The sequence below is a fragment of the Aeromonas sp. s1(2024) genome (assembly GCF_040908005.1).
Classification (GTDB): Bacteria; Pseudomonadota; Gammaproteobacteria; order Enterobacterales; family Aeromonadaceae; genus Aeromonas; species Aeromonas caviae.
The window spans coordinates 1-25,755 of record NZ_JBFOCW010000076.1 but is presented as its reverse complement, the minus strand read 5'-3'; the positions used below and the strand labels follow the sequence as shown (position 1 = coordinate 25,755).

The 25,755-nt window shown below is 61.3% G+C and carries 24 protein-coding genes; 17 read left to right on the top strand and 7 right to left on the bottom strand.

What is annotated here, in order from left to right; all coding sequences use genetic code 11:
• Nucleotides 1-90: 90 nt before the first annotated feature.
• The 4 genes from AB5Y70_RS18520 (at nucleotide 91) to AB5Y70_RS18505 (ending at nucleotide 7,070) form a co-directional block, all read left to right on the top strand.
• The gene (locus AB5Y70_RS18520) at nucleotides 91-1,704 is read left to right on the top strand and encodes an IS1634-like element ISAs25 family transposase (RefSeq protein WP_076611119.1); all 1,614 of its coding nucleotides are present in this window, start codon (nucleotides 91-93) and stop codon (nucleotides 1,702-1,704) included.
• Nucleotides 1,705-1,809: 105 nt separating this feature from the next.
• A complete protein-coding gene (locus AB5Y70_RS18515; RefSeq protein ID WP_201964204.1) occupies nucleotides 1,810-2,259 on the top strand; it encodes a glycine zipper 2TM domain-containing protein in 450 nt (149 codons plus the stop codon).
• Between the two features lie 136 nt (nucleotides 2,260-2,395).
• The gene (locus AB5Y70_RS18510) at nucleotides 2,396-3,049 is read left to right on the top strand and encodes a YceH family protein (RefSeq protein ID WP_049637067.1); all 654 of its coding nucleotides are present in this window, start codon (nucleotides 2,396-2,398) and stop codon (nucleotides 3,047-3,049) included.
• 187 nt (nucleotides 3,050-3,236) lie between these two features.
• Complete coding sequence (locus AB5Y70_RS18505) at nucleotides 3,237-7,070, top strand: DEAD/DEAH box helicase (RefSeq protein ID WP_201964203.1); 3,834 nt, start codon at nucleotides 3,237-3,239, stop codon at nucleotides 7,068-7,070.
• Between the two features lie 81 nt (nucleotides 7,071-7,151).
• Here the strand turns inward: AB5Y70_RS18505 and AB5Y70_RS18500 are convergent, their stop codons facing one another.
• The gene (locus tag AB5Y70_RS18500) at nucleotides 7,152-8,045 is read right to left on the bottom strand and encodes a DNA replication terminus site-binding protein (protein ID WP_201964202.1); all 894 of its coding nucleotides are present in this window, start codon (nucleotides 8,043-8,045) and stop codon (nucleotides 7,152-7,154) included.
• 530 nt (nucleotides 8,046-8,575) lie between these two features.
• Between AB5Y70_RS18500 and AB5Y70_RS18495 the strand changes: the two genes are divergently transcribed.
• The 7 genes from AB5Y70_RS18495 to AB5Y70_RS18465 all read left to right on the top strand — a co-directional run bounded on the left by AB5Y70_RS18495 (nucleotide 8,576) and on the right by AB5Y70_RS18465 (nucleotide 14,417).
• Nucleotides 8,576-8,785: a DUF1127 domain-containing protein gene (locus AB5Y70_RS18495; RefSeq protein WP_010675316.1), complete on the top strand. Its 210-nt coding sequence runs from the start codon at nucleotides 8,576-8,578 to the stop codon at nucleotides 8,783-8,785.
• A 269-nt stretch (nucleotides 8,786-9,054) separates the two neighbouring features.
• Entirely contained in the window at nucleotides 9,055-10,074 is a 1,020-nt protein-coding gene (gene astE, locus AB5Y70_RS18490; protein WP_041213176.1) for a succinylglutamate desuccinylase, read from the top strand.
• A gap of 271 nt (nucleotides 10,075-10,345) precedes the next feature.
• Nucleotides 10,346-11,434 (top strand): pyruvate dehydrogenase (acetyl-transferring) E1 component subunit alpha, encoded by a 1,089-nt coding sequence (pdhA, locus tag AB5Y70_RS18485; RefSeq protein WP_134997637.1) that lies wholly within the window; start codon nucleotides 10,346-10,348, stop codon nucleotides 11,432-11,434.
• Entirely contained in the window at nucleotides 11,431-12,417 is a 987-nt protein-coding gene (locus AB5Y70_RS18480; RefSeq protein ID WP_042864128.1) for an alpha-ketoacid dehydrogenase subunit beta, read from the top strand. The genes pdhA and AB5Y70_RS18480 overlap by 4 nt, the downstream gene beginning before the upstream one ends.
• Nucleotides 12,418-12,511: 94 nt before the next feature.
• The gene (locus AB5Y70_RS18475; protein WP_010675312.1) at nucleotides 12,512-13,612 is read left to right on the top strand and encodes a dihydrolipoamide acetyltransferase family protein; all 1,101 of its coding nucleotides are present in this window, start codon (nucleotides 12,512-12,514) and stop codon (nucleotides 13,610-13,612) included.
• 206 nt (nucleotides 13,613-13,818) lie between these two features.
• Entirely contained in the window at nucleotides 13,819-14,028 is a 210-nt protein-coding gene (locus tag AB5Y70_RS18470; protein WP_005302803.1) for a cold-shock protein, read from the top strand.
• Nucleotides 14,029-14,105: 77 nt separating this feature from the next.
• On the top strand, nucleotides 14,106-14,417 hold the full coding sequence (locus tag AB5Y70_RS18465; protein ID WP_103260431.1) for a hypothetical protein: 312 nt from the start codon (nucleotides 14,106-14,108) through the stop codon (nucleotides 14,415-14,417).
• On the opposite strand, the gene AB5Y70_RS18460 is transcribed toward AB5Y70_RS18465, so the two are convergent.
• Nucleotides 14,404-14,652: a TIGR02647 family protein gene (locus AB5Y70_RS18460; RefSeq protein ID WP_010675310.1), complete on the bottom strand. Its 249-nt coding sequence runs from the start codon at nucleotides 14,650-14,652 to the stop codon at nucleotides 14,404-14,406. The genes AB5Y70_RS18465 and AB5Y70_RS18460 overlap by 14 nt on opposite strands.
• Before the next feature lie 246 nt (nucleotides 14,653-14,898).
• Between AB5Y70_RS18460 and AB5Y70_RS18455 the strand changes: the two genes are divergently transcribed.
• The 3 genes from AB5Y70_RS18455 (at nucleotide 14,899) to AB5Y70_RS18445 (ending at nucleotide 17,076) form a co-directional block, all read left to right on the top strand.
• Nucleotides 14,899-15,447, top strand: a complete 549-nt coding sequence (locus AB5Y70_RS18455; RefSeq protein ID WP_201972667.1) for a hypothetical protein — start codon at nucleotides 14,899-14,901, stop codon at nucleotides 15,445-15,447.
• Between the two features lie 94 nt (nucleotides 15,448-15,541).
• Complete coding sequence (locus AB5Y70_RS18450) at nucleotides 15,542-15,934, top strand: DUF2750 domain-containing protein (RefSeq protein ID WP_010675308.1); 393 nt, start codon at nucleotides 15,542-15,544, stop codon at nucleotides 15,932-15,934.
• A 128-nt stretch (nucleotides 15,935-16,062) separates the two neighbouring features.
• The gene (locus AB5Y70_RS18445; RefSeq protein ID WP_052815087.1) at nucleotides 16,063-17,076 is read left to right on the top strand and encodes an IS110-like element ISAeca3 family transposase; all 1,014 of its coding nucleotides are present in this window, start codon (nucleotides 16,063-16,065) and stop codon (nucleotides 17,074-17,076) included.
• A gap of 287 nt (nucleotides 17,077-17,363) precedes the next feature.
• Here the strand turns inward: AB5Y70_RS18445 and AB5Y70_RS18440 are convergent, their stop codons facing one another.
• Nucleotides 17,364-19,214: an extracellular solute-binding protein gene (locus AB5Y70_RS18440; RefSeq protein WP_368176096.1), complete on the bottom strand. Its 1,851-nt coding sequence runs from the start codon at nucleotides 19,212-19,214 to the stop codon at nucleotides 17,364-17,366.
• 90 nt (nucleotides 19,215-19,304) lie between these two features.
• The gene (locus tag AB5Y70_RS18435) at nucleotides 19,305-20,198 is read right to left on the bottom strand and encodes an EamA family transporter (protein WP_368176095.1); all 894 of its coding nucleotides are present in this window, start codon (nucleotides 20,196-20,198) and stop codon (nucleotides 19,305-19,307) included.
• A 178-nt stretch (nucleotides 20,199-20,376) separates the two neighbouring features.
• On the opposite strand from AB5Y70_RS18435, the gene AB5Y70_RS18430 reads away from it, so the two are divergent.
• Entirely contained in the window at nucleotides 20,377-20,565 is a 189-nt protein-coding gene (locus AB5Y70_RS18430; RefSeq protein ID WP_368176094.1) for a hypothetical protein, read from the top strand.
• Here AB5Y70_RS18430 and AB5Y70_RS18425 read toward each other — a convergent pair.
• Nucleotides 20,562-21,752 carry an HD-GYP domain-containing protein gene (locus AB5Y70_RS18425; protein WP_368176093.1) on the bottom strand — a complete coding sequence of 397 codons (1,191 nt, stop codon included), beginning with the start codon at nucleotides 21,750-21,752 and terminating at the stop codon, nucleotides 20,562-20,564. The genes AB5Y70_RS18430 and AB5Y70_RS18425 overlap by 4 nt on opposite strands.
• A 172-nt stretch (nucleotides 21,753-21,924) precedes the next feature.
• Between AB5Y70_RS18425 and rsuA the strand changes: the two genes are divergently transcribed.
• Nucleotides 21,925-22,617: a 16S rRNA pseudouridine(516) synthase RsuA gene (gene rsuA, locus AB5Y70_RS18420; RefSeq protein WP_043153817.1), complete on the top strand. Its 693-nt coding sequence runs from the start codon at nucleotides 21,925-21,927 to the stop codon at nucleotides 22,615-22,617.
• A 101-nt stretch (nucleotides 22,618-22,718) separates the two neighbouring features.
• Here rsuA and AB5Y70_RS18415 read toward each other — a convergent pair whose 3' ends face one another.
• Nucleotides 22,719-23,621, bottom strand: coding sequence for a DMT family transporter (locus AB5Y70_RS18415; RefSeq protein ID WP_010675302.1), 903 nt, complete (start codon nucleotides 23,619-23,621; stop codon nucleotides 22,719-22,721).
• 289 nt (nucleotides 23,622-23,910) lie between these two features.
• On the opposite strand from AB5Y70_RS18415, the gene AB5Y70_RS18410 reads away from it, so the two are divergent.
• Nucleotides 23,911-25,548, top strand: coding sequence for a peptide ABC transporter substrate-binding protein (locus AB5Y70_RS18410; protein ID WP_102948627.1), 1,638 nt, complete (start codon nucleotides 23,911-23,913; stop codon nucleotides 25,546-25,548).
• Nucleotides 25,549-25,630: 82 nt separating this feature from the next.
• Here the strand turns inward: AB5Y70_RS18410 and AB5Y70_RS18405 are convergent.
• Nucleotides 25,631-25,755 (bottom strand): transposase (locus tag AB5Y70_RS18405; RefSeq protein WP_368175959.1); only part of this gene is annotated, 125 nt, incomplete at its 5' end.

Here is a 25,755-nt window from a genome sequence, read left to right as displayed (position 1 = left end):
GCCGTCATTCCGCACCTGATTTTGCTATTTTCAGTGCTTGACGGCGATCGGCCGTTCTGATCTATTACTCTCTTTTGCAGGTAGATCATCATGGCCGCACCCGCTATCTCGATCCGTAACCTCGATCACCTTGGTTTGGTCGCCGCACTCTGCCAGGAACTGGGCATTGCCCGCATGATCGATGCCTTGCTCCCCAAAACCCCGCCTTTCAAGGTCTCACATGGTGAAGCCTTGGTCGCCATGATAGTGAACGGCCTCGGCTTTCACAGCAGCACCCTGCACATGTTCCCGCAATTCTTCGCTAACAAGCCGGTTGAGCGCCTGATTGGCCCCGGGATCTGTGCTGATGACCTCAATGATGATGTGCTCGGTCGCTGTCTCGATGCCCTCTTTGAGGCCGATGTCAGCGCCTTGTATCAGGTGATGGCGGCGCAAGTTGTCGAGCGGCTGGGGCTCAAAAGCACCGCAGTGCACCTCGATATTACCAGCTTCCACGTCGATGGCGCCTATGACTGTGCCGATGGGGATCTGGTCGGTAAGCTGCAACTGGTGCGTGGTTATAGTCGTGATCACCGGCCAGAGCTGAATCAAGTGATCCTTGAGCTCATCTGTGAAAATCAGGCCGGCCTACCTGTCTATATGCAGGCCCTGAGCGGCAATAGTAATGACACCAAAGCCTTTGCCCAGACCGTTCGTCGCCATTTGAACAGTCTCAAGGCCGCGCAGGAGTGCCGTTATCTGGTCGGCGATGCCGCACTGTACTGCGCCGATACCTTGCAATTACTGGCGCAACAGCAGCAACTATTTGTGACCCGGGTGCCCGTCACTCTCAATGAGGCAAAGCAGGCCGTGGCAACCATAGGTGCACAACCGCTGACCGCTCTGGGCAATGGCTATCATGGCCGTTGGCAACACGCGAATTATGCCGGGGTCGCGCAACGTTGGTTGCTGGTGCGCAGCGAACAGGCCAGCCACCGCGAGCAGCAGACATTGGCCAAAAACCTGCTCAAAGACAGTACCCGCGAGCTCAAAGCCTTCGCCAAATTGTGTGCCCGACGCTTTGCTTGTGAGGCGGATGCCCAAGCTGAGTTGAGCTGTTTTACCGCCAGCTTGATGCTGCTGCAACTGGATGCCGAAGTGGTAGGTGAACCCGTTTATACAGGACGTGGCAGACCCAAGCGTGGCGAAGAGCCAATTGGCCATCAGTTTCAAATCACTGGGTTGGCGGCAACTAGCCTGGCTTGCGTTGAAGAGGCCCGCAACCAGACCGGGGTGTTCATCCTGGCGACCAATGACCACAGCGATACGCTGACCATGGCCGAACTGTTGGCCACCTATAAAGCGCAGCAGAATGTCGAACGGGGCTTTCGTTTTCTCAAGAGCCCGGAGTTTTTAACCTCCTCACTGTACCTGAAAAAGCCGGAGCGGATTGAAGCGTTGCTCATGGTGATGACCTGTAGCCTGATGATTTACGCAGCGTTGGAGCACCGGATCCGGCAGGGATTAGTGGAGCAGAATCGCAGTGTGGCTGATATGAAAAAGAAACCGACCCAGCAGCCGACGGCCCGTTGGATCTTTTTGCGCTTTGGTGGCATCCATGAATATCGACTGGGAGAAGCTCCGCCACAAGTAACGGAGCTAACAGGAGACCAGCAGATCATTTTGGAGGTATTGGGTGAGCGCTATCGGCAAATTTATTCCTAAATCAGGTGCGGAATGTCGGTTGGTGGTGTAGTCTCCCCGGGGGGATGGCGTGGCCCAAGGCGGGGTCGGCGTCATCGGGTCTTGGTTGTCACCGGAGTCGACATCGTGAAGAAGAGTGCATTCATCGTCATCAGCCTGCTCGCCCTGACGGGTTCGCCCGCTGTCGCGGGCACCAGCGCCCAGGTGGAATACGGCACGGTACAGGAGAGCCGCCTCCTCACCCAGGAGGCGCCCCGGCAGGGAACTACCCGGCCCCTTCGCACCATAGGGGCGGCCGCGCTGGGAGCCGCCGTCGGCAGCCAATTTGGCGGTGGCTCCGGCCAGACCGTCGCCACCAAAGTGGGGGCCGTCGCGGGGGCCGAAGTCTCCCGCCGCCGCCAGGGTAACCAGCAGAGCGGGCAGGGCCGGCAGACGGTCGAGCTGCTGATCAAGACGGAGGCGGGCAAACTGCTCAACGTCGTGCAGGAGCAGGATCCCGCACTCACCTTCGCCAAGGGGGACAGGGTGCGCATCCTGACCACGGGAGCGGACACCCGGGTCGACAAGTCTGTATAGCCACGTCGGGGCAGGAGCTGTACAAGGTTGCACCAAGGGGGGCATCGGCTCGCAAAAACGGGCTTGAGTGCTGGACGGCGGGAGCGTCTTGGCTAAGATAACCGTCTTAACGTCTTGTTTGGCAAGGGAGTATGACATGGAGATAGTACTAGGCCCATTAGAGGCGCGCGTGATCGGCTGCCTGATAGAGAAAGAGATCTGCACGCCGGATCAGTACCCTCTCTCGCTCAATGCGCTGGTCAACGCCTGCAACCAGAAGAGTAACCGCGAGCCCGTGCTGGAGCTCGCCGAGCTGGACATCCGCGCCGTGATCGACGAGCTGATCCGCCGCCGCCTGGTGGTCAATACCGCCGGTTTCAACGCCCGGGTGCCGCGCTATCAGCACCGCTTCTGTAACACCGAATTTGGCGAGCTCAAGTTCACGGCCCAGGAGCTCGGCATTGTCTGCGAACTCTTGCTGCGCGGCCCGCAGACCCCGGGTGAACTGCGCTCGCGCACCAATCGCCTGTGCAGTTTCGACGACGTGACCGAGGTGGATGCCGTGCTGGCCGGCCTCGTCGAGCGGGGGCCCTATGTGGTCAAGCTGCCCCGGGAGCCGGGCAAGCGGGAGTCCCGCTACGCCCACCTGTTTGGCGGGGAGATAGACCTGGAGGCCCTGGCACAGAGCGCACCGGCAGTCAGCCACGCCTCTCCTGCCGCCGATCGCCTGAGCCAGCTGGAAGAGGAAGTCGAGCGCCTCAAGTCGCAGTTGCAGGCGCTGGAATCCCGCCTGGCACGGCTCGAAGGCTGAGGGTGACTCCTGGCTCAATCAAGAGGCGCTGCGGCGCCTTTTTTTATGGCGCCGGCAGCCTGAGCCCTGGCCGTGGCGGCGCTTCCAGATCCCTGCGCCGCTTTTTTTGTGCTAATTCGCGCTTAAGGGTCGAGCCGCCGCCGCTTTCCCGTTAAAATTCCGCCTTTGCATCTGCCCGTGAGTTCCGATGTCAGCCTTCACCCTCTCTTCGGATTGCCATGCCCTGCTCTGCGAGCTGCAACTGCAGCGCGCCGCCAGCACCCGTTACCTGCAAGACACGCTGCATGGGCAGCATTCGCTGACCGACACCCTGAACCGGCTGGAGCGGCTCGGGCTGATCCGCCAGCGCACGGAGCAGCAGTGGAGCCTGACGGCGGAGGGGACCCTGACCCTGATCCTGGCGGTACGCTCGGGGGCTTGCCCCATGCCGGACTGGCGCCGGGTGCCCTCGGTCACGGGGCAGGAGGTGGCACAAGGGGTGGTGCGCGAGCTCTGCCTGGGGGAGGCGGGGCAGATCCCGGCCTATTACCAGAGCGCGGAGCTCCTGAGCCTGCTGGATCTGCCCGACGCCCATCGCCTGCTGCCTGGCTCCAGCCCCGCCTGGCAAACCCTGCTGCTCGAACACTTCGCCCTGCAGACCCTGCTGGATGCCGAGCCGGAGGCGAGCTGGCCGCTGGCGTCCTTGGTCACCCCTTGCGCCCCTGCACTGGCGGCGCGGGTCGAGGCGCTGGCCACCGAGTGGGAGTGGCTCTGCGGCCCGCTGACCGGCGAGGTGACCACTCACTGGCCCGCGTTGCAACAACTGGCGGCGCGGGAGGATGAACAGCCCCTGGCCGAACGGCTCCAGAGAGCGCTTGGGCTGTGGCAGGTGCAGGAGGGGGCCGGGTCCTGGCCCAGGATGTTCAGCGCCCTGCTCTGGCTCGGCTGGTTGCAGCAGGCGGATCCCGTACAGGGGAGCGAACAGCGCAAGAAGTGGCAGCGCAGCCTGGGCAATGGCTCCCCCCTGCTGGCGGATCTGCTGGGACAGTGGGCGGGCGATCGCCACGGTCAGGCGGTGGGGCTGTTCGATACCCTGCAACTGCCGCTGGAGGAGCTGCACTGGGGCTATCTCTGGCTCGATCTCTGCGCCCTGGCCCGCCACGGCGAACAGAGTCCCCAGGTGACCATATTGCACAAGTGGGATCTCTCCCACCTGCTGGAGGCCGAGCCGCGCCACCGTCTGATGGCCTTCTGCCAGGATCTGTTGCGGCTCTTGCTGGGGCAGGGGGCGGTGCGTGCCCCGCTGCATTCGCTGCGCGCCTCCCCCCTGGATGAGGACGAGGAGGGGGCACAGGGCGAGGAAGGCAAGGCGCCCGCCTCGGCGAGCTGGCTCAACTGGTTGCAGGGGCTGGGGCGCTCGAGCGGTGTGCGCAAGCCTCAGGAGCGGCTGGTATGGCTGCTCCACGCCGAGGGGCCCGAGCTCGAGTGCAAGATCCAGAAGCAGAGCACCAAGGGGGAGTGGACCGCCGGGCGAAGGGTCGATCCGGCCCTGCTTTCCACCCAGTACGCCAGCCTGCTGGACGAAGCTGACTGGGCACTGGTGCGCACCCTGCCGCGCAACATGGGCAAGCTGCCCCGGGATGCCTGGGTGCCCCTGGCAAACCATCCTCGCCTCTTCAATGCCAAGGGACAGAAGCTGCAACTGGCCGTCAGCGCCCCCCTGCTGCAACTGGTACAGAGCGGGGAGGGCATGAGCGCCAGACTACATCCTGCTCCCGCCGCCCGCGGTGCGCACATCGTCCCCCTGGCTCAGGATTTGTGGCAGCTTATTCTGACACCGCAGGCGCTGCTGGACAGATTACCGGCCCTGGAGGCCATTCCGGCATTGCCGCCGGCCGGGCTCGAGGAGCTGCAACGCACGCTGGATACGATCCCCGATCTCCCCTGGCACAGCCAGGTGGCGGGGCTCAGAGGCAACGCCGAGCTGGCCCCCTGGCCCGGCGTTCCCTCCGTCCTGCTCGACTGGCAGGAGGGGCAGCTCGTGGTCCAGCTGGTGACCCGGGAGGGGGACCTGCCTCCCTTGCCTCTGGGCAAGGGGGAGGCCATCGTGCGCCAGGGTATCCGGGAGTATCACTACTGGCAGCGGGATCTGGCTGCCGAGAAGGACGATGCCCAACGCCTTCGCAACCAGTTGCCCATCGGCCTGCCCGGCAACGAGTGGAAGCTGGACGGGGAGCAGGCGCTCACCCTGGTCAATGCCCTGCCGGAGCTGGTGGACGCCGGTGTGGTGGTGCACTGGCACCAGGACAGCGCCCGCCTCAAGAGCCTCGATGAAGCGGCCCTGAGCCTGCGCATCGAGCGGCGTCAGGACTGGTTCCAGGTGGAGGGGGCGCTCTCGTTGGACGAGCACCAGATCCTCGATCTTCGCCTCATCCTGCGCCAGCTGACACCGGGCCAGCGCACGGTGCAGCTCGACGAGAAGACCAGCCTGATGCTGAGCGACAAGCTGGTGGAACGCCTCACCGTGCTCGGCGCCATGCTGGACAACGAGCAGCGCATCAACAACAAGCTGGCCTATCCGCTGGCCCGCCTGCTCTCCGTCATCACCACCGAGGGGGATGCCGCCTGGCAGAATCTCCAGCAGGAGTGGCAGCAGGAGGTGAGCTGTCCCCCCGAGCTGCTGACGGCGCTGCGGGACTATCAGAAGGAGGGGGTACGCTGGATGGCGACCCTAGCCCATCACGGCTTTGGCGCCTGTCTGGCCGATGACATGGGCCTGGGCAAGACCTTGCAGGCCCTCATCGTGCTGCGTATGCGCCAGCACCTGGGCCCGGCGCTGGTGGTGGTGCCCAAGTCAGTGGTCACCAACTGGCAGGAGGAGGTGGCCCGCTTTGCCCCTGAGCTCGAGGTGGTGGTGTTCGACCATCCCGCCGAGCGGGAGACCCTGATCCAGGGGGCCAGGGCCGGACAGATCGTCCTGGTCAACTACGGTATGCTCGGCAGTCTCTCCCACGCACTCAAGTCCCGCCGCTGGTCGAGCATGGTGCTGGACGAGGCACAGCAAATCAAGAATGCCGGTACCCAGCGCGCCAAGCTGCTGTTCCAGCTCGACGGGGATTTTCGCCTCGCCCTCTCCGGCACCCCCATCGAGAACCATCTGGGGGAGCTGTGGAGCTTGTTCAGCTTCATCAACCCCGGCCTGCTCGGGAGCCTCGGGGAGTTCAAGCGCCGCTTTGGCAAGGCGGTCAAGGATCCCCAGCACATGGCGATGCTGCGGGCGGTGATCAGCCCCTTCATCCTGCGCCGCCTGAAGCAACAGGTGCTGACGGAGCTGCCGGACAAGACCGAGATCATCCATCACATCAGCCTCTCCCCCGAGGAGCGTCAGCTCTACGAGGCGACCCGGCGCGAGGTGGTGCAGCAGGTACAAAGTGCCGATGGCCGTGCCCTGATGCATGTGCTGAGCGGCCTGACCCGGCTGCGCCGACTCTGCTGCTCCCCCCAGCTGGTGATGCCGGAGTGGTCCCAGACCAGCAGCAAGCTGGACGAGGCGATGGCGCTGCTGGACGAAGCCATCGATGGTGGCCACCGGGTGCTGGTGTTCAGCCAGTTTGTCGATCTGTTGAGCCTGCTGCGCAGCCGTATCGAACAGCGGCAGTGGGACTACTGCTATCTGGATGGGGGCTGCTCGGCCAAGTCCCGTCAGGAGTCCATCCTGCGTTTTCGCCACGAAGCGGTGCCACTTTTCCTCATCAGCCTCAAGGCGGGGGGCACGGGCCTCAACCTGACCCAGGCCGACACCGTGCTGCACCTCGATCCCTGGTGGAACCCGGCGGTGGAGGATCAGGCGAGCGATCGGGCACACCGCATGGGCCAGACCCAGCCGGTGACCGTCTATCGCCTGGTGTGCGAGCAGACGGTGGAGGAGAAGATAGTGGCGCTGCACGACGAGAAGCGGGCACTGGCCGACGGCCTCCTGAGCGGCCAGTCCGAGGTGAAGGGGCTGGATGTGGAGAGCCTGCGGGCACTGCTGATGAGCTGACGGCGATGGGCTGTCGCTCGATGTGACAAGGGGAGCATCCGTGATGCTCCCCTTGTCGTTTGTGGCGGTGCCGAGCCTGCGCTACCCCTGATAGAGGTAGAGGTGCAGCCGCTCTATGATGGGGTCACCGCCAATCTTGCGATCCCGGCGTGCCTGGCGCAACTTGGGCGGGTAGTGGCCCAGATGGGTGACGGCCGGCTGGGTATCGGAGCAGAGCAGCAGGGGAAGGCTCGCCTTGATCTGCTGCTTGCGGGGCTCCCGGTCCTGCCAGAGCAGGTTGATCATGGGGTGGGTCTTGACCGGCCTGCGGATCCGCAGGGCGGCATCCGCCGGCAGGCGGCGAATGTCGTATACCTCCTGATCCACCATCTTGCTCCACTCTTCGTTGTCAAAGAGCGCCGGTACATATCGGCGGCTGCGCTCCAGCATCTCCAGTACCTGCTCCCGGCTGAGGCGGCTGATGCTCTGCTTGTCGGCCCAGGTGAAGCCCAGCGAATGCAGATCCCCCTGAAGCCAGGTCAGCTTGCGATAGACCTGCAGGGTGATGACACCGGGCAGGGCGCCGTGCACCAGCTCGAACTTCTCGTCCCGCCCGCCCGCCGCCTGCACCATGGCCTTGAAGGCGAGCTTGTGCGCGTTGATCTCCTCGATGACGGGGGCCAGCTCCCTGGCGCAGGCGGCAGGAAAGCGCAGCCAGCCGGGCAGACGGTGGGTCGCCTTGGTGGAGCAGCCGGGGCGGGCGCTGTGGTCCTGAAAGGCGGCGAGGGTGGCGGCCAGGGCCGACTCGCCAGAGAGATAGCCCACCTGGATGGCCTCGATGGGCTCATGCTCTTCCCCCTGGGCCACGGCCGGGAGGGGATAGACATGAGCCTCCAGCAGCTCGAGCTGGCCCAGTTGCCGGGCAAGGCGTGCCAGCGACGCCTCCAGCAGGGCCATCTGTTGACGCAGGGCGGCGGTGGGGGTAAAGGTGTCCATCGGCAGATCCTGTGTGTGTGCCGCTCCCCTGTTCAGCATGGTATTGGGACAACGTGGGGAGGCAGCATGATAAACCACTGTATAAATAACCATACCAGTATGATGGCAGGGTGCCAAGTGTCCGGTGCCACCCTGACGATGGGGGTGACATGGGGGCATCCGGTTCAGGTTGCCTGTTCGTATCTTTTTGTTAAATAACGATCTTGCTGCGATCTATTTGTTAACAAAACCTGGTGGCCGAGAGTTTGCAGCCTGCTGACTCGCCGTCGTGCCGTGCATAGCTAGCGTGGGAAAGTGCATAGTTAGAAGTGGGTGGCGCAGGAGAAAATGCTGCCAGGCTGACAGGGGGAAAGTTTCAGCATTATTTCATTTTAAAATCATATAGTTATGGCTCTCTCCTTGGCGATATCAACCATTACTTTTACTAATGTCATGTATCAAAATTCGTCAATTGAGGCACCTCCCCGCCCTGACTAAGCTTTGCGCATCAAATCCGAGCCTTGCGCAGAACGAGAGAGAGGAGCCATATCATGGCCAACATGACTTATACCGAAGCCGGTTACCAGCATTCCAGCGAATCGAATCTGGTTGCTCGCGTCAAGATGACCGTCCTGACCTGGCTGGAACGCAGCCGCAGCCGTCGCCAGCTCTCCGAGCTGCCCGCCTACCTGCTCAAGGACATCGGTCTGAACGAAGCCGACCGCTATCAAGAGACCACCAAGCCGTTCTGGCGTGGTTGATCAGCCGGGCATGGATGCCTTGTTTTTCTGCTGATACCAGGGGCATGATGCCCACCAGTCTGCCGAAGGCATGCTGCCTTCACCTGCCGATACCCGTTCACCACTTTCCCTCTCCCGTGTTTCCCCCCGCTTGACCCTGTTGCATGAGTTGTCACTCATTCTCGCCACTTTTGTATCCTTACTGTTTGAATTTGTTTAAAAACTGATTTTAAGCCCGGTTGCCTTGCGTATAATCCGGCCATGGCATTCCAGACTAAAGGGTGAGACGGATGATTCCCCAGCATGACTTTTTGGCCCTGACGCGCCGCCATGAGTGGCAGCTCGAGCCTTTCGCCTTCAATCTGACCGACGGTACCCGGGTGAGCGTGTGGGATACCGGGGTGATCTGCCTGGAACCCGCTTCCGAGGCGGGGCAACCCGGGCACAAGGACATCGTCCTCTCCTGCGGCATCCACGGCAACGAGACCGCCCCTATCGAGATCTGCAACCAGTTGCTGACCCGGTTGCTCGCAGAGGAGCTCAAGGTTCGTCACCGGGTGCTCTTCCTCTTTGGCAACCCCGCCGCCATGAACCAGGGGGTGAGGGAGGTGGAAGAGAACATGAACCGCCTCTTCTCGGGCGCCCACAGCAAGGGGGAGGGGCTGTGCAACCGGGAGCGCATCCGCGCCATGCGTCTGGAGCAGTATGTGAGCCGCTTCTTTGCCGACTCGGGCAGGCCCCGTTACCACTACGATCTGCATACCGCCATTCGCGGCTCGCGCCACGAGAAGTTTGCCGTCTATCCCTTCCCCCACGAACGTCCCCACTGCAAGGAGCAGGTACGTTTCCTCGGTGCCTGCGGCGTGCGCACCATACTGCTCTCGAGCGGCCCGACTACCACCTTCAGCTATTACAGCTCGCACCAGCACGGCGCCCATGCCTTTACGGTGGAGCTGGGCAAGGTGCGGCCCTTCGGTGAAAACGACATGACCCGCTTCATCGAGGTGCGCCAGACATTGCAGGAGCTGGTGACCCGGGATGAGGTGGCCCTTGAGCCATGGCGAGCCGATGACTTCACCCTTTTTGCCATAGATCGGGTGATCAACAAGCAGTCGGAGCAGTTCCGCTTCCTGTTTGCCAGCGATGTGGACAATTTCACCGAATTTCCCCAGGGTTTTGTGCTGGCAGAAGATGGGGATCGGCAATACAGGGTAGAGAAACCGCGGGAAGCGGTGGTCTTCCCCAACGCCAACGTGGCCATCGGACAGCGCACCATGCTGCTGGTGGTACCCACCCGTTTGTGGGAGTGAATTGACGCCTTTTTGTCATGCTGATCCTGCGCCACGGGCGGTGGCAAGCAGCATGGCGGTGATGGGTATGATCCCGAACTCGATATGACAGGGAGCCTGAACAGGCTCCCTTCTTTGTTTCTGCTCGCCGAAAATTCCAATTACCTTCGAAAATAAAAGAAGTTTCTACTGGTCTTACCTGGGTGAATCTCGTTGCCCTTTGGTTAACATGTTGTTTACATTTTAAATGTCACCTCATGGTGGTGACGCTGACAACGGCAAGGAGCCAGTTATGACCCATGTCGACATCCCCTTCCTTCGTTACCTCGATGAGGAGGGGCGCCCGGTCGCGACACTGCCGACCTGGCTGGACAAGGCGATGCTGCACACCTTCTACCGCAACATGGTGATGGTGCGCAGTTACGACAAGAAAGCGATAGCACTGCAGCGAACCGGCAAACTCGGCACCTTTCCCTCCCATCTCGGGGCGGAAGCGGTGGGGATCGGGGTCGGGCTCGCCATGCAGCCAGAGGATGTCTATGTGCCCTACTACCGGGACATGCCCACTCTCTACGTGAGGGGCGTGCCCATGGAGCAGAACCTGCAGTATTGGGGCGGCGATGAACGGGGCAGTGTCTTCTACAAGGCCGATGGCGAGTTGTCGGAAGACTTGCCCATCTGCGTTCCCATCGCCACCCAGATCACCCATGCTGCCGGCATCGCAGCTGCCTTCAAGCTGCGCAACCAGCCCAGAGTCGCCGTGGTGACCATCGGCGATGGCGGCACCTCCAAGGGAGACTTTCTCGAGGGGCTCAACTGTGCCGGTGTCTGGCATCTCCCCATGGTGATGATCATCAACAACAACCAGTGGGCCATCTCGGTGCCGCGCAAGTTGCAGTCGAGCGCGCCCACCCTGGCTCAGAAGGGTATCGGGGCCGGGGTGCGCAGCCTCCAGGTGGACGGCAATGACGTGGTGGCGGTCTATGAGGCGACCCGCGCTGCCGTCGAGCGGGCTCGCAGCGGCAAGGGGCCGACGCTTATCGAAGCCGTCAGCTACCGGCTCGGGGATCACACCACCGCCGATGATGCGACTCGCTATCGTGACGGCGCCGAGGTGGAAGCGGCCTGGGCCAGGGAACCGGTCAAGCGGCTGCGCCAGTTCATGTTTGAACGGGGCTGGTGGGATGAGCAGCAGGAACAGGCGCTGCTGGCAGAGGCGAGCCGGGAAGTGGAACGCGCCGTTGCCGCCTATGAGGCCATCACGCCCCAGGCGCCGGAGACCCTGCTCGATTACCAGTTTGCCGAGCTGCCGAAGGCCTATCTTGCCCAGCGCCAGCGCATCATCGCCAAGGGCATGCAGCAGAGCGGGGAGGGACTATGAGCGATATCACGCTGCTCGAAGCGATCAATCTGGCGTTGCACCACGAGATGGCACGCGATCCTGATGTGGTGGTACTGGGGGAGGATGTGGGGGTCAACGGCGGTGTGTTTCGCGCCACCGTGGGGCTTCGCGATAAATTCGGGTTCAAGCGGGTCATCGATACGCCGCTGGCCGAAGGACTCATCGCCGGGGTGGCGGTGGGCATGGCGACCCAGGGGCTCAAACCCGTGGCCGAGTTCCAGTTCCAGGGCTTCATCTTCCCGGGCATGGAGCAGATCATCTGCCAGGCGGCACGGATGCGAAACCGGACCCGTGGCCGTGTCACCTGTCCCATCGTTTACCGCTCCCCCTACGGCGCCGGCATCCATTCACCCGAGCACCACAGCGAGAGCGTCGAGGCCCTGTTTGCCCATATCCCCGGGCTGCGGGTCGTGATCCCTTCGAGCCCGAAGCGGGCTTACGGCCTGCTGCTGTCGGCCATTCGGGACCCGGATCCCGTGATGTTCTTCGAGCCGGATCGCATCTATCGCTCCATGAAGTCGGATGTGGTGGATGACGGCGTCGGCCTGCCGCTGGATGTCTGCTTCACCCTGCGTCCCGGCCGGGACATCACTGTGGTGGCCTGGGGAGCCTGCATCCAGGAAGTCATGCGTGCGGCGAACCTGCTGGCGGAGCAGGACATCCAGTGCGAGGTGCTGGATCTTGCCACCATCAAACCCCTGGACATGGAGAGCATCCTGACCTCGGTACGCAAGACCGGGAGGCTGCTGGTGGTACACGAAGCCTGTGGCAGTTTCGGGGTGGGTGCCGAAATCGTGTCCCAGGTGACCGAAGAGGCGATGACTGCCCTCAAGGCGCCGCCAAGACGCCTCACCGGCGTGGATGCCGCCGTCCCCTACTATCGCAACGAGGAGTATTACCTCATCACCGAGCAGGAGATCGCGCAGGCGGCTCGGCAACTGATGGAGAACCAGTGGCTATGACGCGCGACAGGTACGGATGCGCAAGTGCCAGGGCCACAGGGCTCCATGGTGTCTGTCAATGTTTGGTGATGTCCCAGCAGAGGGAGAGCAGGTCATGAAATTTTTCAAATTGCCGGATCTGGGCGAAGGACTGGCCGAGGCCGAGATCGTCGAGTGGAAGGTGAGCGCCGGTGATACGGTGCAGGTAGATCAGGTACTGCTGTCGGTGGAGACAGCCAAGGCGCTGGTGGATGTGCCCTCACCGGTGGCCGGGGTCATCGCCAGATTGTGCGGGCAGGAGGGGGACATCCTCCACATCGGGGCACCGCTGGTGGAGTTTGAAGGGGGCGAGGATGACGGCACCGTCGTTGGCAAGGTCAGCGCCCATCAGCAGCATATCGAGGATCATTTCGTGGTGGGGGCCATGGCGCCCGGCGGCACGCTGGTACAAGCCATGCCTGCGGTCCGTCTGCTGGCGCAAAAACTGGGGCTGGACATCGACAAGGTCAAGGGAACCGGCAGCGCTGGCATGGTGACCGAGCAGGATGTGCAACAGGCGTTCGAGGCCCAGCAGGAGAGCGGCAACGAATTCCTGAAAGGCTCGCGCCGGGCCATGGCCAAGGCGATGGAGCTCTCGCACCGGACTGTGGTGCCGGTGAGCATCACCGACGAAGTGGACTTGCGCCATTGGCGCCCGGATGAAGATGTGACGGTGCGCCTCATCAAGGCGATCGGCGTGGCGTGTCGGGCCGAACCCTCCATGAATGCGTGGTTTGACGGAGAGACCCTGTCGCGGCGTCTATTCAGGGAGGTCAATGTGGCCATCGCGGTCGACTCCAAGCATGGGCTCTATGTGCCCGTGATGGAGAACGTGGCAGAGCGGGACCCGGCTGACATACGGCAGGGGCTGGATCGGATGATCGCCGATGTGAAGGCCCGTGCCGTGCCGCGGGAAATGCTGCAGGGGGCAACCATCACCCTCACCAACTTTGGCGCCATCGCAGGCCGTTACGCCAGCCCCATCGTCACACCACCCCAGGTGGCCATCATAGGAGCGGGCAAGTTGTTCGAGAAGGTGGTGTTCATCCACGGCGAGGCGCGCCCGGTGCGTGCACTTCCCCTGTCGATGACGTTTGACCACAGAGCCTGCACCGGTGGAGAGGCTGCTCGCTTCCTCAAAGCCCTGGTTCAGGCACTGGAGTCGGCACAGGTCTAAACCGCTGTACCCCGCCGCTGGCGGGGTACAAATTTGTTTGCGTAATCGACAAAGGCACGTATAATCTCAACCAGCTTGAAAGGGCGATAGTTATGTCAATGAATATGATGTTTTACATCTTTTCCTGTTGTTCATAAGTAATCCCGTTTTTTGAGCTTTACCCGCTGAAAAGCATAAGTAATTATTTTGAATACAGGTTTAAAGATATGTCTAACATGATCACCGGTACCGTTAAGTTTTTCAACGAAACCAAAGGTTTTGGCTTCATCCAGCAAGAAAACGGCCCGGACGTTTTCGTTCACTTCAGCGCCATCCAAGGTAACGGCTTCCGTACCCTGGCTGAAGGTCAGCGCGTACAGTTCTCTGTGACCCAAGGTCAAAAAGGCCCGCAGGCTGAGAACGTAACTGCTCTGTAATTCTTGCAGAATTTAAGAAAGCCGTGGTACCTCTGGTGCCACGGCTTTTTGTTTTCATGGCTTCATCAATACGCGTCATGACCCTGCTCGCATCCCTCTTGCTGACCGTGGCGTTGACCGGTCAGGCCAGCCCGCCAACGCCGGATCCTGCGGTGAATGATGCCGTGTCCGTGTGTCAACAGTTTGTACATGTTCGTCTGGGAAACGCGGTGAAACCCGATGAGATCAGGGTACAGCCGGTGCCAAAACGGGCGGGAGAGTGGCTGGTCGATGGCAAGATAAAAGGACCCGAAGGTCCTTTGCTGTTTGCTTGTCTGCTGCGACAAGGAGAGCGCTGGGAGTTGCTCAACTTCTCGCTCTGGGCACCACAACCGCTCAATTCGGCTTGAGTGCGACCAGCAGGTGTTGGAGATGCTCCAGCATGGTCATGCCGAAAGGGGTCAGATAGCCGCCATCTGCTGCGGTGATCAGGCCCTGGCTGTGCAGGCGCGCTGCCGCCTGGCAAAGCGCTTCCGACATGTCGCTGCGCAGCTTGATCCCCAGGCTCATGTTGGCCGGATCAAAACACGCCAGTATTTTCAGCTCATTCACAAAATCGTCAGAAACCTGGTTGATCCCACTCATGGATGCACTCCTTACGCTAAAGATGTATGCAACCTAGCATCCCCGGTGCCTCTTTAGTGGGCGCTGGCTCAAACAATTGGCCTTTATCGGGGCCGCTCTGGTTCAAACGCTGCTTTTTTGGACGCTATCTATCACCGGCCCGGCTGGACGCAAACGCCCCCAGCAAGGCAAACATGCTAGAATGGCACCCTCGTTCACCCTCATGACCAGGCGTGATGCCAGGTCATCTTGTTCAAGGCGCGTCTCATGATCACTGTTACTCTGGTCTCTCTGCTGCACTCTCTGGGTCCCCGTTTTCCTGTTTATGCTCCCTCCTTGCTGCTCCCTCTCCTAGCGCAACATCAAGGAGATCTCTGGCTGCCGGCCATTCGTGGGGAAGACGTGACAACCCTGCGTCAGCATGGCAAGGATGCCCAGAGTCTGGCTACCTTGTCGGCAGGCTGGTGTGAATTCGCGGCCCAGAGCAAAGAGACGCCGGAGCTCGATGCGCTGGCAAGTTACGATGAGGAGATGCTGGACAACCTGCAGATGTACTGGCGCCACCCGAGCAAGATAAACAGCCCGATCACCGATAACCTGTTCGAGCTGCGCCGCGAGGTGGTGGACGAGGCCCATGGCGGCAAGCTGGGTGCTGCCTGGAGTGCCGCCCAGCAAGCACGGCTTGAGCAGATCATGGTGGGGGTCGCTGCGGGGCGGGATCAGCTCTGCTTTGTGGAAGTGGAGTCCGCCTATTGGCTGAGGGAGCGACTGGGTGAGACCGCGGGACTCCGGCTGTTGACCCCCGAGCTGGGGTGAGGCGATGGAAAGACGGATGACCTATTACTCCTGCTGGACAAGGGGTCGGCAAGATGTGAACATGTCGCCCTTTATTGAACGAGAGACTTGACCGATGAGCTATGAACTTAGCGACACCGAGCGCAATGCCGCGCTGCAACTGAACGCCGATTACCGCTTTGATCACTTCATCAGCAAGCTGGTCGAGCACGAAGAGCTGTTTGTCCTGACCGACGAACACGGCGTCATGATGCTGACGACCGAAGAGGAAGATTGCATCCCGGTATGGCCGCATCCCGACTACGCCAAGGCCTGGGCCGAAGGGGAGTGGGCCGAGTGCAAGCCGCAGTCCATCACCCTCAAGGTGTGGCTGGATCGCTGGGTGGACGGCATGGAGCAGGATGATCTCTGCGTGGCCGTGTTCCCGACGCCGGATCAGGAAGGCATTGTGCTGGACCCGGCCGACGTCGCCGACGCCATTGCGCAAAAGCAGGCCAAACGCGGCTGAGCGCCCTCTGCCTGGTGCCATCCCGGTTGTAACAAAGACCCCGCCAATGTGCGGGGTCTAATGAGATGGTCACCCCCACCCTGTGAGCGGTACGCTGACAGGGTGTTTTTCTTTCAGGAGAGGCCATCATGGAAAACGTTGCGCTTATTGGTATTGATCTCGGTAAACACTCTTTTCACATTCACTGTCAAGACCGGTTCGGCAAGGCTCTTCTTCGCAAGAAGTTCAACCGGACAAAGCTCATCGAATCCCTCGCAACTTTTCCTGTATGCACCATCGTCATGGAGGCATGTGCCGGAGCCCATTACATGGCTCGTCGGCTGGCTGAATTTGGGCATGAGAGTAAGCTCATTTCGCCTCAATTCGTGCGCCCATTCGTCAAGAGCAACAAGAACGACTTCATCGATGCTGAAGCTATTTGCGAGGCCGCCTGCCGTCCCTCCATGCGGTTTGTAACGCCCAAGACCGAAAGCCAGCAAACGTTGGGAGCACTGCATCGTGTGCGCGAATCGTTTGTGCGCGATCGGGTTAAGGCATCGAACCAGATACACGGCTTTTTACTCGAATTTGGCATCAGTCTGCCCGTCGGTCATGCCGCCATCAAGCGCCTGCCTTCTGTGATGGCTGAACACGAGTTACCAGCGCGACTGATTACCATGTTGGAGAGGCTGCATGCCCATTTCAAGTATCTGGAGCAGCAAATTGCCGAGATCGACAAGGAACTGGCCAGCCAGCTTGGCGATGACGATCTTGGTCAGCGTCTGATGACAATCCCTGGTGTCGGCCCGATCACTGCCAGCGTGTTGGCCGCCGAGCTCGGTGACGGAAAACACTATCGATGTAGTCGTGATTTCGCGGCGTCAGTCGGATTGGTGCCACGCCAGTACAGTACTGGGGGCCGGGCAAACCTGAAGGGTATCAGCAAGCGTGGCGACAAAAATCTTAGACGATTGTTGGTGCAATGTGCACGAGCCTATATGCAACGGCTAGAGCGGCAAACGGGACGATTGGCTGATTGGGTCAGGTCTATGTTGACTCGGCGACATTCGAATGTTGTGGCTTGTGCACTAGCCAACAAGTTGGCCCGCACGGCTTGGGCGCTGGCGGCACGGCATACCGAATTTCGGGCAATGCCAACCTGACGCGCCCCTATTTACTTTTGTACTGACACACCCACCTGGTTTTGCGACTGTGATATTGGATGACGTGAACGGCATACCGGCCTGACTGATAACCTGGCAAAAGAATAGGCTTTCTAGGCCGAGGGTCTTTTTAGGACAGTCAGGCGCGATTCTCATCGTGGCGCGGAGAACATTCTCCATCAAGACGCCGGATAGATTTAAGCAAGCCAACCACAACACCCGAAATCAAGGTTGCAAAAAAGGGGGTGACCATAGATTTTGTTTTAGGGCTGACGGTGCCAGCTGCCCTATTTTTGCTGGTAGGTGGTATCCGTGATGGTCACTGGCGGGAAGGTCTGCCCCCCTTTGATGGCGGCCCGGGTCTGCGCCTTTGCCGCTTCGTCAATCCAGAGCAGGCCGCCGAAGCTGTAACCCGAGTTGGAGCCGTCGAGGGGCCAGTAGAGCAAGTCGCTCTGAGGGGTTGCCGGCACCTTGGGCAGGCGTATCCAGCGCCAGGCGCCGGCCCGGGTATAGGGCACCTGATAGGCGGGGACGAAGCTGGCGAGCTCATAGAGTCGCTGCTGGATCTGGCGGGAGAGGTCGGCCTTCTTGCCGAAATCGAACGCCTTGTCGTATTGCTCCACCAGGGCCGAGATCCTGTCGTCATCGATGTTCATGATGTTGTTGGTCTGGGGCTTGTGGGCATTGACCCTGTGGAAGTGTTCCCAATAGGCGGGATAACGACCACCGCTCCAGGCCATCCAGGCACTCTGGTGTTTTTTCTCCAGCATGGATTTGAAGCCGGCAGACGCATCCATCAGATTGAGCTCGAGGTTGAGCCCCGCCTTTTTCGCCTCTTCCCGCAGCAGGGTGAGACGCTGGGCATGTTCCGCCGTAGTGTAGGTGATGCTGAGGGAGAGGGGCTGGTCCTTGTCGTTTCGCAAGATGCCATCCGGTCCGGTCTTGGTGAAGCCCGCCTTGGCAAAGAATTCGCGAGCAAGGGCGGGATCGAAGGGGCGCGCCTTGAGGTCGGTATTGGTGAACTCTCCCTGGCCCGAGCCATAGGTGTTGAGACGCTGGTAGTCCCCCCGCAGCAAGGTCGCGATCATCTTGTCCAGGGCGAGGGCGTGCTGGATGCCGAGTCTGACGTCGAGATTGCTCAGCAAGGGATCGGCCGTGTTGAGATAGAGCCCCATGGGGGGCTGAGGCGTCTGGTTGTAGAACCAGAGCCGCTCGATATAGCCCTTCTCGAATTCGGCGGTCTTGCTCTTGTCATGCCACCAGTTGGGCATCACGAGGGGGAAGGTGTCGAGCTCACCGCGCAGGAAGTGCTGCCAGGCGATGTTCTGATCCCTGAGCACCTTGATCTCGATGCGATCCGGATTGAAGCGGTGCTGAAAGTAGCGCTCGTCGTTCCCCCACCAATCCTTGACCCGGTCGAAGGTAACCGACTTGCCCTTCTTGAGCTCGCCAATCTGGTAGGGGCCGGTGACCGGCAGCACCTTCCAGTTGTACTCCTTGACCCAGTTGGCGGTCAGCTTGATGGCGTGGCTGGGCTCCGGGGTGAAGGGGAGAGCTTCGAGCAGATCTTCCCGGCTCTTCTCGGTGCCGCTGGTGATGGCGAGGGTGTGATCGTCAAACTTGGTCACTTCGCTTATCTGGGTGCTGTAGTAGTTGTTGTACCAGGGGTCGTTGATCTCCTTGCTGCGCATCATCTTGAGGGTGAAGACCCAGTCGTCCGCAGTGACGGGCTGGCCGTCCGACCAGCGGGCCTTGGGGTTGATGCGAAAATAGAGCGTCTTGTTATCCGCGCCGAAAGCCCACTGATTGGCCAGCATGGGGATGGGATTGCGCGTCACGGGATGGGTGCTCAGGAGCGGCAGGTTGGTCTCACGCACGTAGGCTGCAAAGCCGCCGTTGGAATCCGGCCCGTATTTGCGCAAGGTGAGCGGAAAGCTCGACATGAAATCCCGGAAGGTGCCGCCTCGCTTGGCCTCGGGGTCTGCATAGACGGGGTCGGTGTCGTTGCTCTCCCATTTGAGATCTGCCGGCAGGGTGGCACTCCAGCCGAACGGGCTCCAGCAGAAGGGGAGCAGCATGGCCGTGACCCGCATGATGCCTGGTAAAGAGGGGATGATCGAAAATGACGGATGACGCATGTCCTTGCTCTCCTGATGATGGCGTCCTGCCGAAATAACGGGGTGGGCCCAAGAGGGCCTGACCCATGATGGGAAGTTTCCCGGGCGAGGTCAATCCTCGGTTTGGGTCTTCAAGAAGCGCATCTTGCCCCCCAGCAGATGCACCACGAAGCCGAGCAGCACCAGACCCGAGCCCAGCCATTGCAGGGGAGTGGGGTGTTCATCGAGCAGCAGGGCGGCGGCCACCATGCCGACACAGGGTACCAGCAGGGAGAGGGGGGCAACCTGGGCCACCGGATAGCGCATCAGCAGCCTCCCCCACAGGCCATAACCGAGCCAGGTGGCGATAAACGATAGATAGAGCACGCATAAGACGCTCTGCCAACGGATGTTGAGCAGGCTGCTTGCGATGAGTTCGGGCCCCTCGAACAGCCAGGAGAGCGCGAAGAAGGGCAGGATGGGCACCAGCCCGCCCCAGGCTACCAGGCTCGGCAGAGAGGTGCGATAGCGCAGACCTATCTGGCGATTGATGACGTTGCCAAGGCCCCAGCAGGCGGCTGCGCACAGCGTCAGCACAAACCCGATGAGGGTGAGGTTGCCCTCGCCATGGGTGGCAATGAGATAAAGACCTGCTCCCGCCAGCGGCAGTGCCACCCAGTGGTGGGGCTGCCAGCGCTCTCCGAGCCAGATCATGGCGAACAGCAGGGTGAAGACCACCTGGGATTGCAGCACCAGGGAGGCCATGCCGGCGGGCATGCCGAATTTCATGGCGCAGAACAGGAAGGCAAACTGGCCCAGGCTGATGGCACCACCATAGGCCAGCAGCCAGCGCCAGGGCATGGCAGGCCTGGGGACCAGCAGAATGGCGGGGAAGACGACTCCGACGAAACGCAGCGCTCCCAGCAGCAGTGGGGGGATGCCTTCCAGCCCCCACTTGATGGCAACGAAGTTGAGTCCCCAGCAGAGAATGACCTGGGCGGCCAGACACTTGTCCTTGGTTTGCATGCAGCATCCTTGTTTGAGCGGCGTCGGCACGGCAGGGCGCCGAAGGGATCGAGCATACCTGCAACAGGGTGGGCACCGTCAAGGGCGCAGGTGTCTGCCGGGCGAGTGCGCGCGGGCTAAGCTAAAAGTGAGAGCCCGGATTGACGGGCTGGCGTCGATGGCTGACCGGAGGTATTCCATGAGCGACCATACCCTGCTGCCCCATGGTGAAGACTTGCGCCGCGCGGTGCGCTGGCTCAGCGAACACCATCAACACGACATCCGGGCCATCGAAGAGGCCTGCCTGCGCTTCGATCTCTCCCCGCTGGATGAGGAGTTCCTGATTCGCCATTGCCGCCAGCAGCCGCCAACAAGCCGGACAGGTTAGACGAAGTTGGCCAGGTTGATGCCAAACTCCTTGGGGTCCACCGTGCTCTCTATGGTCTCCTGAACCCCGTTTTTGGCGAGATCCAGCCACTGCACCTCGAGATAATGGCGATGGCCTGCGTGATAGATCACCTTGACCACGGGCTTGAGCGGTTGCTGTTCGTTGCGCTGCATCACGATGGCCAGGCGCTGGTTGGAGAGCTGCACCAGGGTACCCACCGGATAGACCCCCATGCACTTGATGAATCTGGTTACCAGGTCGGCATCAAAATGCAGATCAACCCCCTTGAGCAGAATGCGAAACGCCTGGGTTGGCTGCATGCCCTGTTTGTATACCCTGTCTGCCGTCACCGCATCGTAGACATCGACGATGCCGCTCATGCGGGTGTAGAGGGAGAGCTGATCCCCCTTGAGGCGCCGCGGGTAGCCGGTGCCATCGATCCGCTCGTGATGGTTGGCGGCCACCTCCAGCATGATGGGGGTGATGCCGGCGGTGGCGGCCAGGATGTCGTGGCTGTGGACCACGTGCTCGCGCATCACCTCCAGTTCCTCATCGGTGAGCTTGCCCGGTTTGTTGAGCACCTCGTCCGGGGTCATGATCTTGCCTACGTCGTGGAGCAGGCCACCCAGGGTCAGCTCCTTGAGCACGCTGCGATCCAGCCCCAGGTAGCGGCCGAAGTGCGCCAGGAGGATGGCGACATTCATGGAGTGCTCCATCAGGTAGGCATCCTTGGCACGGATCCGCGCCAGACAGAGCATGGCATCGCCGTGGGTGAACATGGTATCGACCATCTCTTCGGCCACGGCGGCAAGGGGCGTGATGTCTATGGGCTCTCCGGCCTTGAGATGGCGAATGAACTTGCCCTGGAGTTCGCGCGCTTCCTGATAGAGCCGACGGATCTTGAGCTCGCGCCCTTCACCACTGCCGATCTGACGAGAGGAGCCCGCCCCGTTTGTCACCACATCCGCCGGGCTTGCCGTGCCCCCTCCCGGCAGCTTGCTGCGGGCAAGATCCACCCGCACCGTCAGCACGCCGCGCCGGATCAGCGCCTCCACCTGTTGAGGGTTGGTCACCATGCCCGTCTGGGCAATCTCCATGGCGCCAGTCTGGTTGGCAATGGCAATGACATACATGCCAGGTTTCAACTGGCTGACGGGGATGACGGGGTGAGACTTCGTCGGCTTCATGGGTACATCCTGGGCTTATTACTATGTGTGATGTCGGTCTGCTGACGGCAGTCTATCACTGGCACATCATGGCGTCAGGCGCCATCTTGAGTCCCTGTCGCTTAGTACTGGTGTTGTCGGGTCTGACCGATATAATGTCGCCCCCAATCATGATGGATTCCGAGGTTTTTGCATGCGGCTCGACAAATTTCTTTGCGATTGCTCCGATTTGACCCGTTCCCAGGCGGGCAAGCTGATCCGTCAGGGGGAAGTGCTGGTAGACGGCGTGCTGGTCAAGCAGCCCGCCTTTCACATCAATGAGCAACACCAGATCGAGTTTGACGGTGTCACCTTGACCCTGAACCTGCAGAATCGCTACTTCATGCTGCACAAGCCGGAAGGATATGTCTGCTCCAACGAGGACCCGGATCACGCCACCGTGTTCCACCTGCTCGACGAGCCGGCCATGGGTAAACTGCACGTGGTGGGGCGCCTCGATCTCGATACCACCGGGCTGGTGCTTATCACCGATGACGGCCAGTGGTCCCATCGCATCACGTCGCCCCGGCACGAGTGTGCGAAGACCTACCACGTCTGGCTGGCTGATCCCGTGAGTGAAGAGGCCATCTCGCTCTTTGCCGACGGTATCTACCTGCGCAACGAGAACGACAAGACCCGCCCTGCGGAGCTGGAAATCCTGGACGATCGGGAAGCTCGCCTGACCATCCACGAGGGCAAGTATCACCAGGTGAAGCGGATGTTCGCCGCCATCGGCAACAAGGTGGTCGGGCTGCATCGGGAACGCATCGGCGATCTGGCTCTGGACGATGAGCTGGCACCGGGGGAATACCGGGAGCTGACCGAAGAGGAAGTGGCTCTGTTCTAGGGGCGCGATCGCCTCTCTCCCTGTCCGGCGCGGGGGAGCATCGGCGGCTCAGAGCCGCCGATGGGCGTGTTGGTCCTTCCTTCTTGCAGGAGAGACGGGGCTCAGTTCCCCATTCCCAGCACCAGGGCCGTGCCCAGGGTGGCCAGCAGGGCTCCGGCCCAGGCGGGGAGCGAGGGACGCATCCCCGAGTGCCACCACAGCAAGGGCAGCAGAATGACCGGTGTGGTGGAAGACAAGATGGCCACCATGCCCACATCTCCCTGACGCAGGGCCACCAGGATCAGGGTCATTCCCAGCGTCATCGCCAGAAATCCGTTGATGCCTATCATGCCGAGCACCTGCCGGTTGATGGGGTTGTGCGGCATGGCGAGCGGCAGGCGCAGTGCCCGCAAGACGCAGTGTGCCAAGAGGGCGCTGCCCATGCGCACGCCGGAAGCGCTCACCGCGTCCACGGTGCCGCTCATCATCACCGGCTTGGCGATGATGGCTCCGAGGCTCTGGCACAGGGCTGCGGTGAGGCCAAGGGCTATGCCGACCACGAGGCGGCCGCGCACCTGCTCCCATTCGTTCTGCTGGTTGTCGCCACGACGACCAAACAGGATGGCGAGCATGACCCCGGCCAGGACCAGCAAGGCGCCTGGCAGGCGCCAACCATCGAGCCGCTCGCCAAAGAGCCAGAGCCCAAGCAGGGCGGAGAAGAGGGCGTGGCAGGAGAAGAGCAGACCGCTGCGCCTGGGGCCGAGCCGGTTCATGCAGGCAAAGAGGGCGGTGTCGCCGACGAAGATGCCGATGAGGCCGGAGAGGGCCAGCAGGGGAAGGGCGCTCTCGGTGAGGGTCTGCCAGCCTCCCGTCACCAGACTTGCGCTGGCCAGCATCAGGCTGACCAGGAACATCCGCCAGCGGCTGTAGGCAAAGGCCCCCAGATGGCGAGCCGGTTTGACGGAGATGAGGGCGGCGATCGCCCATAAACTGGCGGCAGCCAGCGCCAACCATTCGTAACCCATAAAGACCCCTGAAACGGTAGACGACAACCGGACCTACAGGCGACATATCACCCCGGGCCGATTGCTTACGGGGCAGGGGAGCGTGCCTTCTTGCTGTCGCACGCACCCGTGGCCGCTATGTCGTCATAAAACCATGAAAAAAATAGCCCGGAAGACTCCCTCTATCGGGCAGGCCCGATACAATACGGGCCGTCTTCGGGGATAACAAGCGCGGCATCATGCATTCGTTTCCAGGCGCGCCGCCGGCCTTCTCCCTATTGCAGTCAAAAGAATTGAACGAGGTTAATGTATGTTTTACCGTTTCGCCGTCAGGCCAGCCCGTCGCTGGCTATCTCCCTTACTGCTTGGGTTGATGGCGGTGCCGCCGTCACTGGCTAGTAGCGTGGTTGAGCAGACTTACATTTCAGATAGACAAACCCTGGTCAAAGGCAATGGCGCCGAACCCGAGTCCCTCGATCCGGCCCTGATCCGCTCCGGCTTCCCAGGGGAGGTGGTGCTGGTGGACCTGTTCGAGGGGCTGGTGAGCGAGGATGGACAGGGCATGATAGTGCCCGCCCAGGCCCAGCGCTGGGAGACCAGCGAGGATGGACTGGTGTGGCGTTTCTTTCTGCGTCCCCAGCTCAAATGGTCCAACGGCGAGCCCCTCACAGCCCGGGATTTCGTCTACGCCTGGCGGCGGCTGCTGAATCCGGCGCAGGCTTCCCCCTCCGCTGGCCTGTTGCTGGCGACCGGCATCAACAATGCCCAGTCCATTTATGCCGGTGCGCTCGATCTCGATGCCCTGGGGGTGGAGGCAGAAAGCGACCAGATCCTGAAAGTGACCCTGGAGCGTCCCGTTCCCTATTTCCTGCAACTGGTCAGCCAGCGTCCCTTCGTGCCGGTCAACGAACGGGTCATCACCCAGTTTGGCAAGCAGTGGACCCAGCCAGGCAAGATGGTGAGCAATGGCCCTTACAAGCTGGCGAGCTGGGTGGTGAACGAGCGCATCGAAGCCGAGCGCAACCCCCAGTACTGGGATGACGCCCATACCCGGATCCAGCGGGTGACCTACCTGCCGCTCGCTTCCCAGCATGGGGAGCGGCTGCGTTACGAAGCGGGGGAGATCCAGCTCACCAACAAGGTGGCGCTGGAGTACTACCAGAAGACCATGCAGGAGGCACCGGGGCGGATCTGGGGTTTGCCGCTGCTTGGCACCTATCTTTATACCTTCAATCTCAATCTCCCTGAATTGCAGGATGTGCGGGTGCGCCAAGCGCTCTCCATGGCCATTGATCGCTACCTGCTGACCGAGAAGGTGAGCGGCCAGGGAGAACGTCCTGCCTGGTCATTGCTGCCCGCCATGCCAGGTTATGACGAACTGGATATCCCCCTCTCCCGGGAAGACCAGTCAACTCGGTTGGCCCGCGCAGCCGCGCTGTTGGCCCAGGCAGGCTACAACAGCGCCCATCCTCTCAGGTTGACACTGACCTACAACACGTCGGAGAACCACAAGAAGCTGGCTCTGGCGGTGGCGGCCATGTGGAAACCGCTGGGGGTAGAAGTCTCCCTCAACAACATGGAGTGGAATGCTTATCAGGTGGCCAAGAACAGTGGTGATTTCATGCTGGCTCGTTCATTTTTGTTTGGTGATTATGTCGAGCCGTCGTCCATGCTTGGCAGTTTCCGCTGCCAGGATCCCCAGAACGAGAGCGGCTACTGCAACCCCGTCTTCGATGGTCTGCTGCAGCAGGCCTCCGAGACCCTGGATGCCAACGTTCGGTCCGGGATCTATCATCAGGCCGAGCAACTGCTGATGGAGGAGGTGCCCGTCATCCCCGTCTATCACTACAACCAGATGAGACTGGTGGACCCGGCACTGCGCGGCTTGCCGAGCCGCAACCTCAAGGGCGCCATCGCCACCAAGGATCTCTATTTCAGCCAGCCATGAGGAGTGTGGAATGAAGATTGCCATCTTAAATGCGAAAGGGGACTCCCTCCGACGTAGGTGGGAGGGGAATTTCGCCGGGGCGTCAGCCCCGCTGGTTTTGAATGTATTGCTTGATCACCTCCAACGGTGCTCCGCCGCAAGAGCCCGCAAAGTAAGAGCGTGACCAGAGTACGGGTTTGCTGTAAGCACCTCTCAAGTCCAGAAATT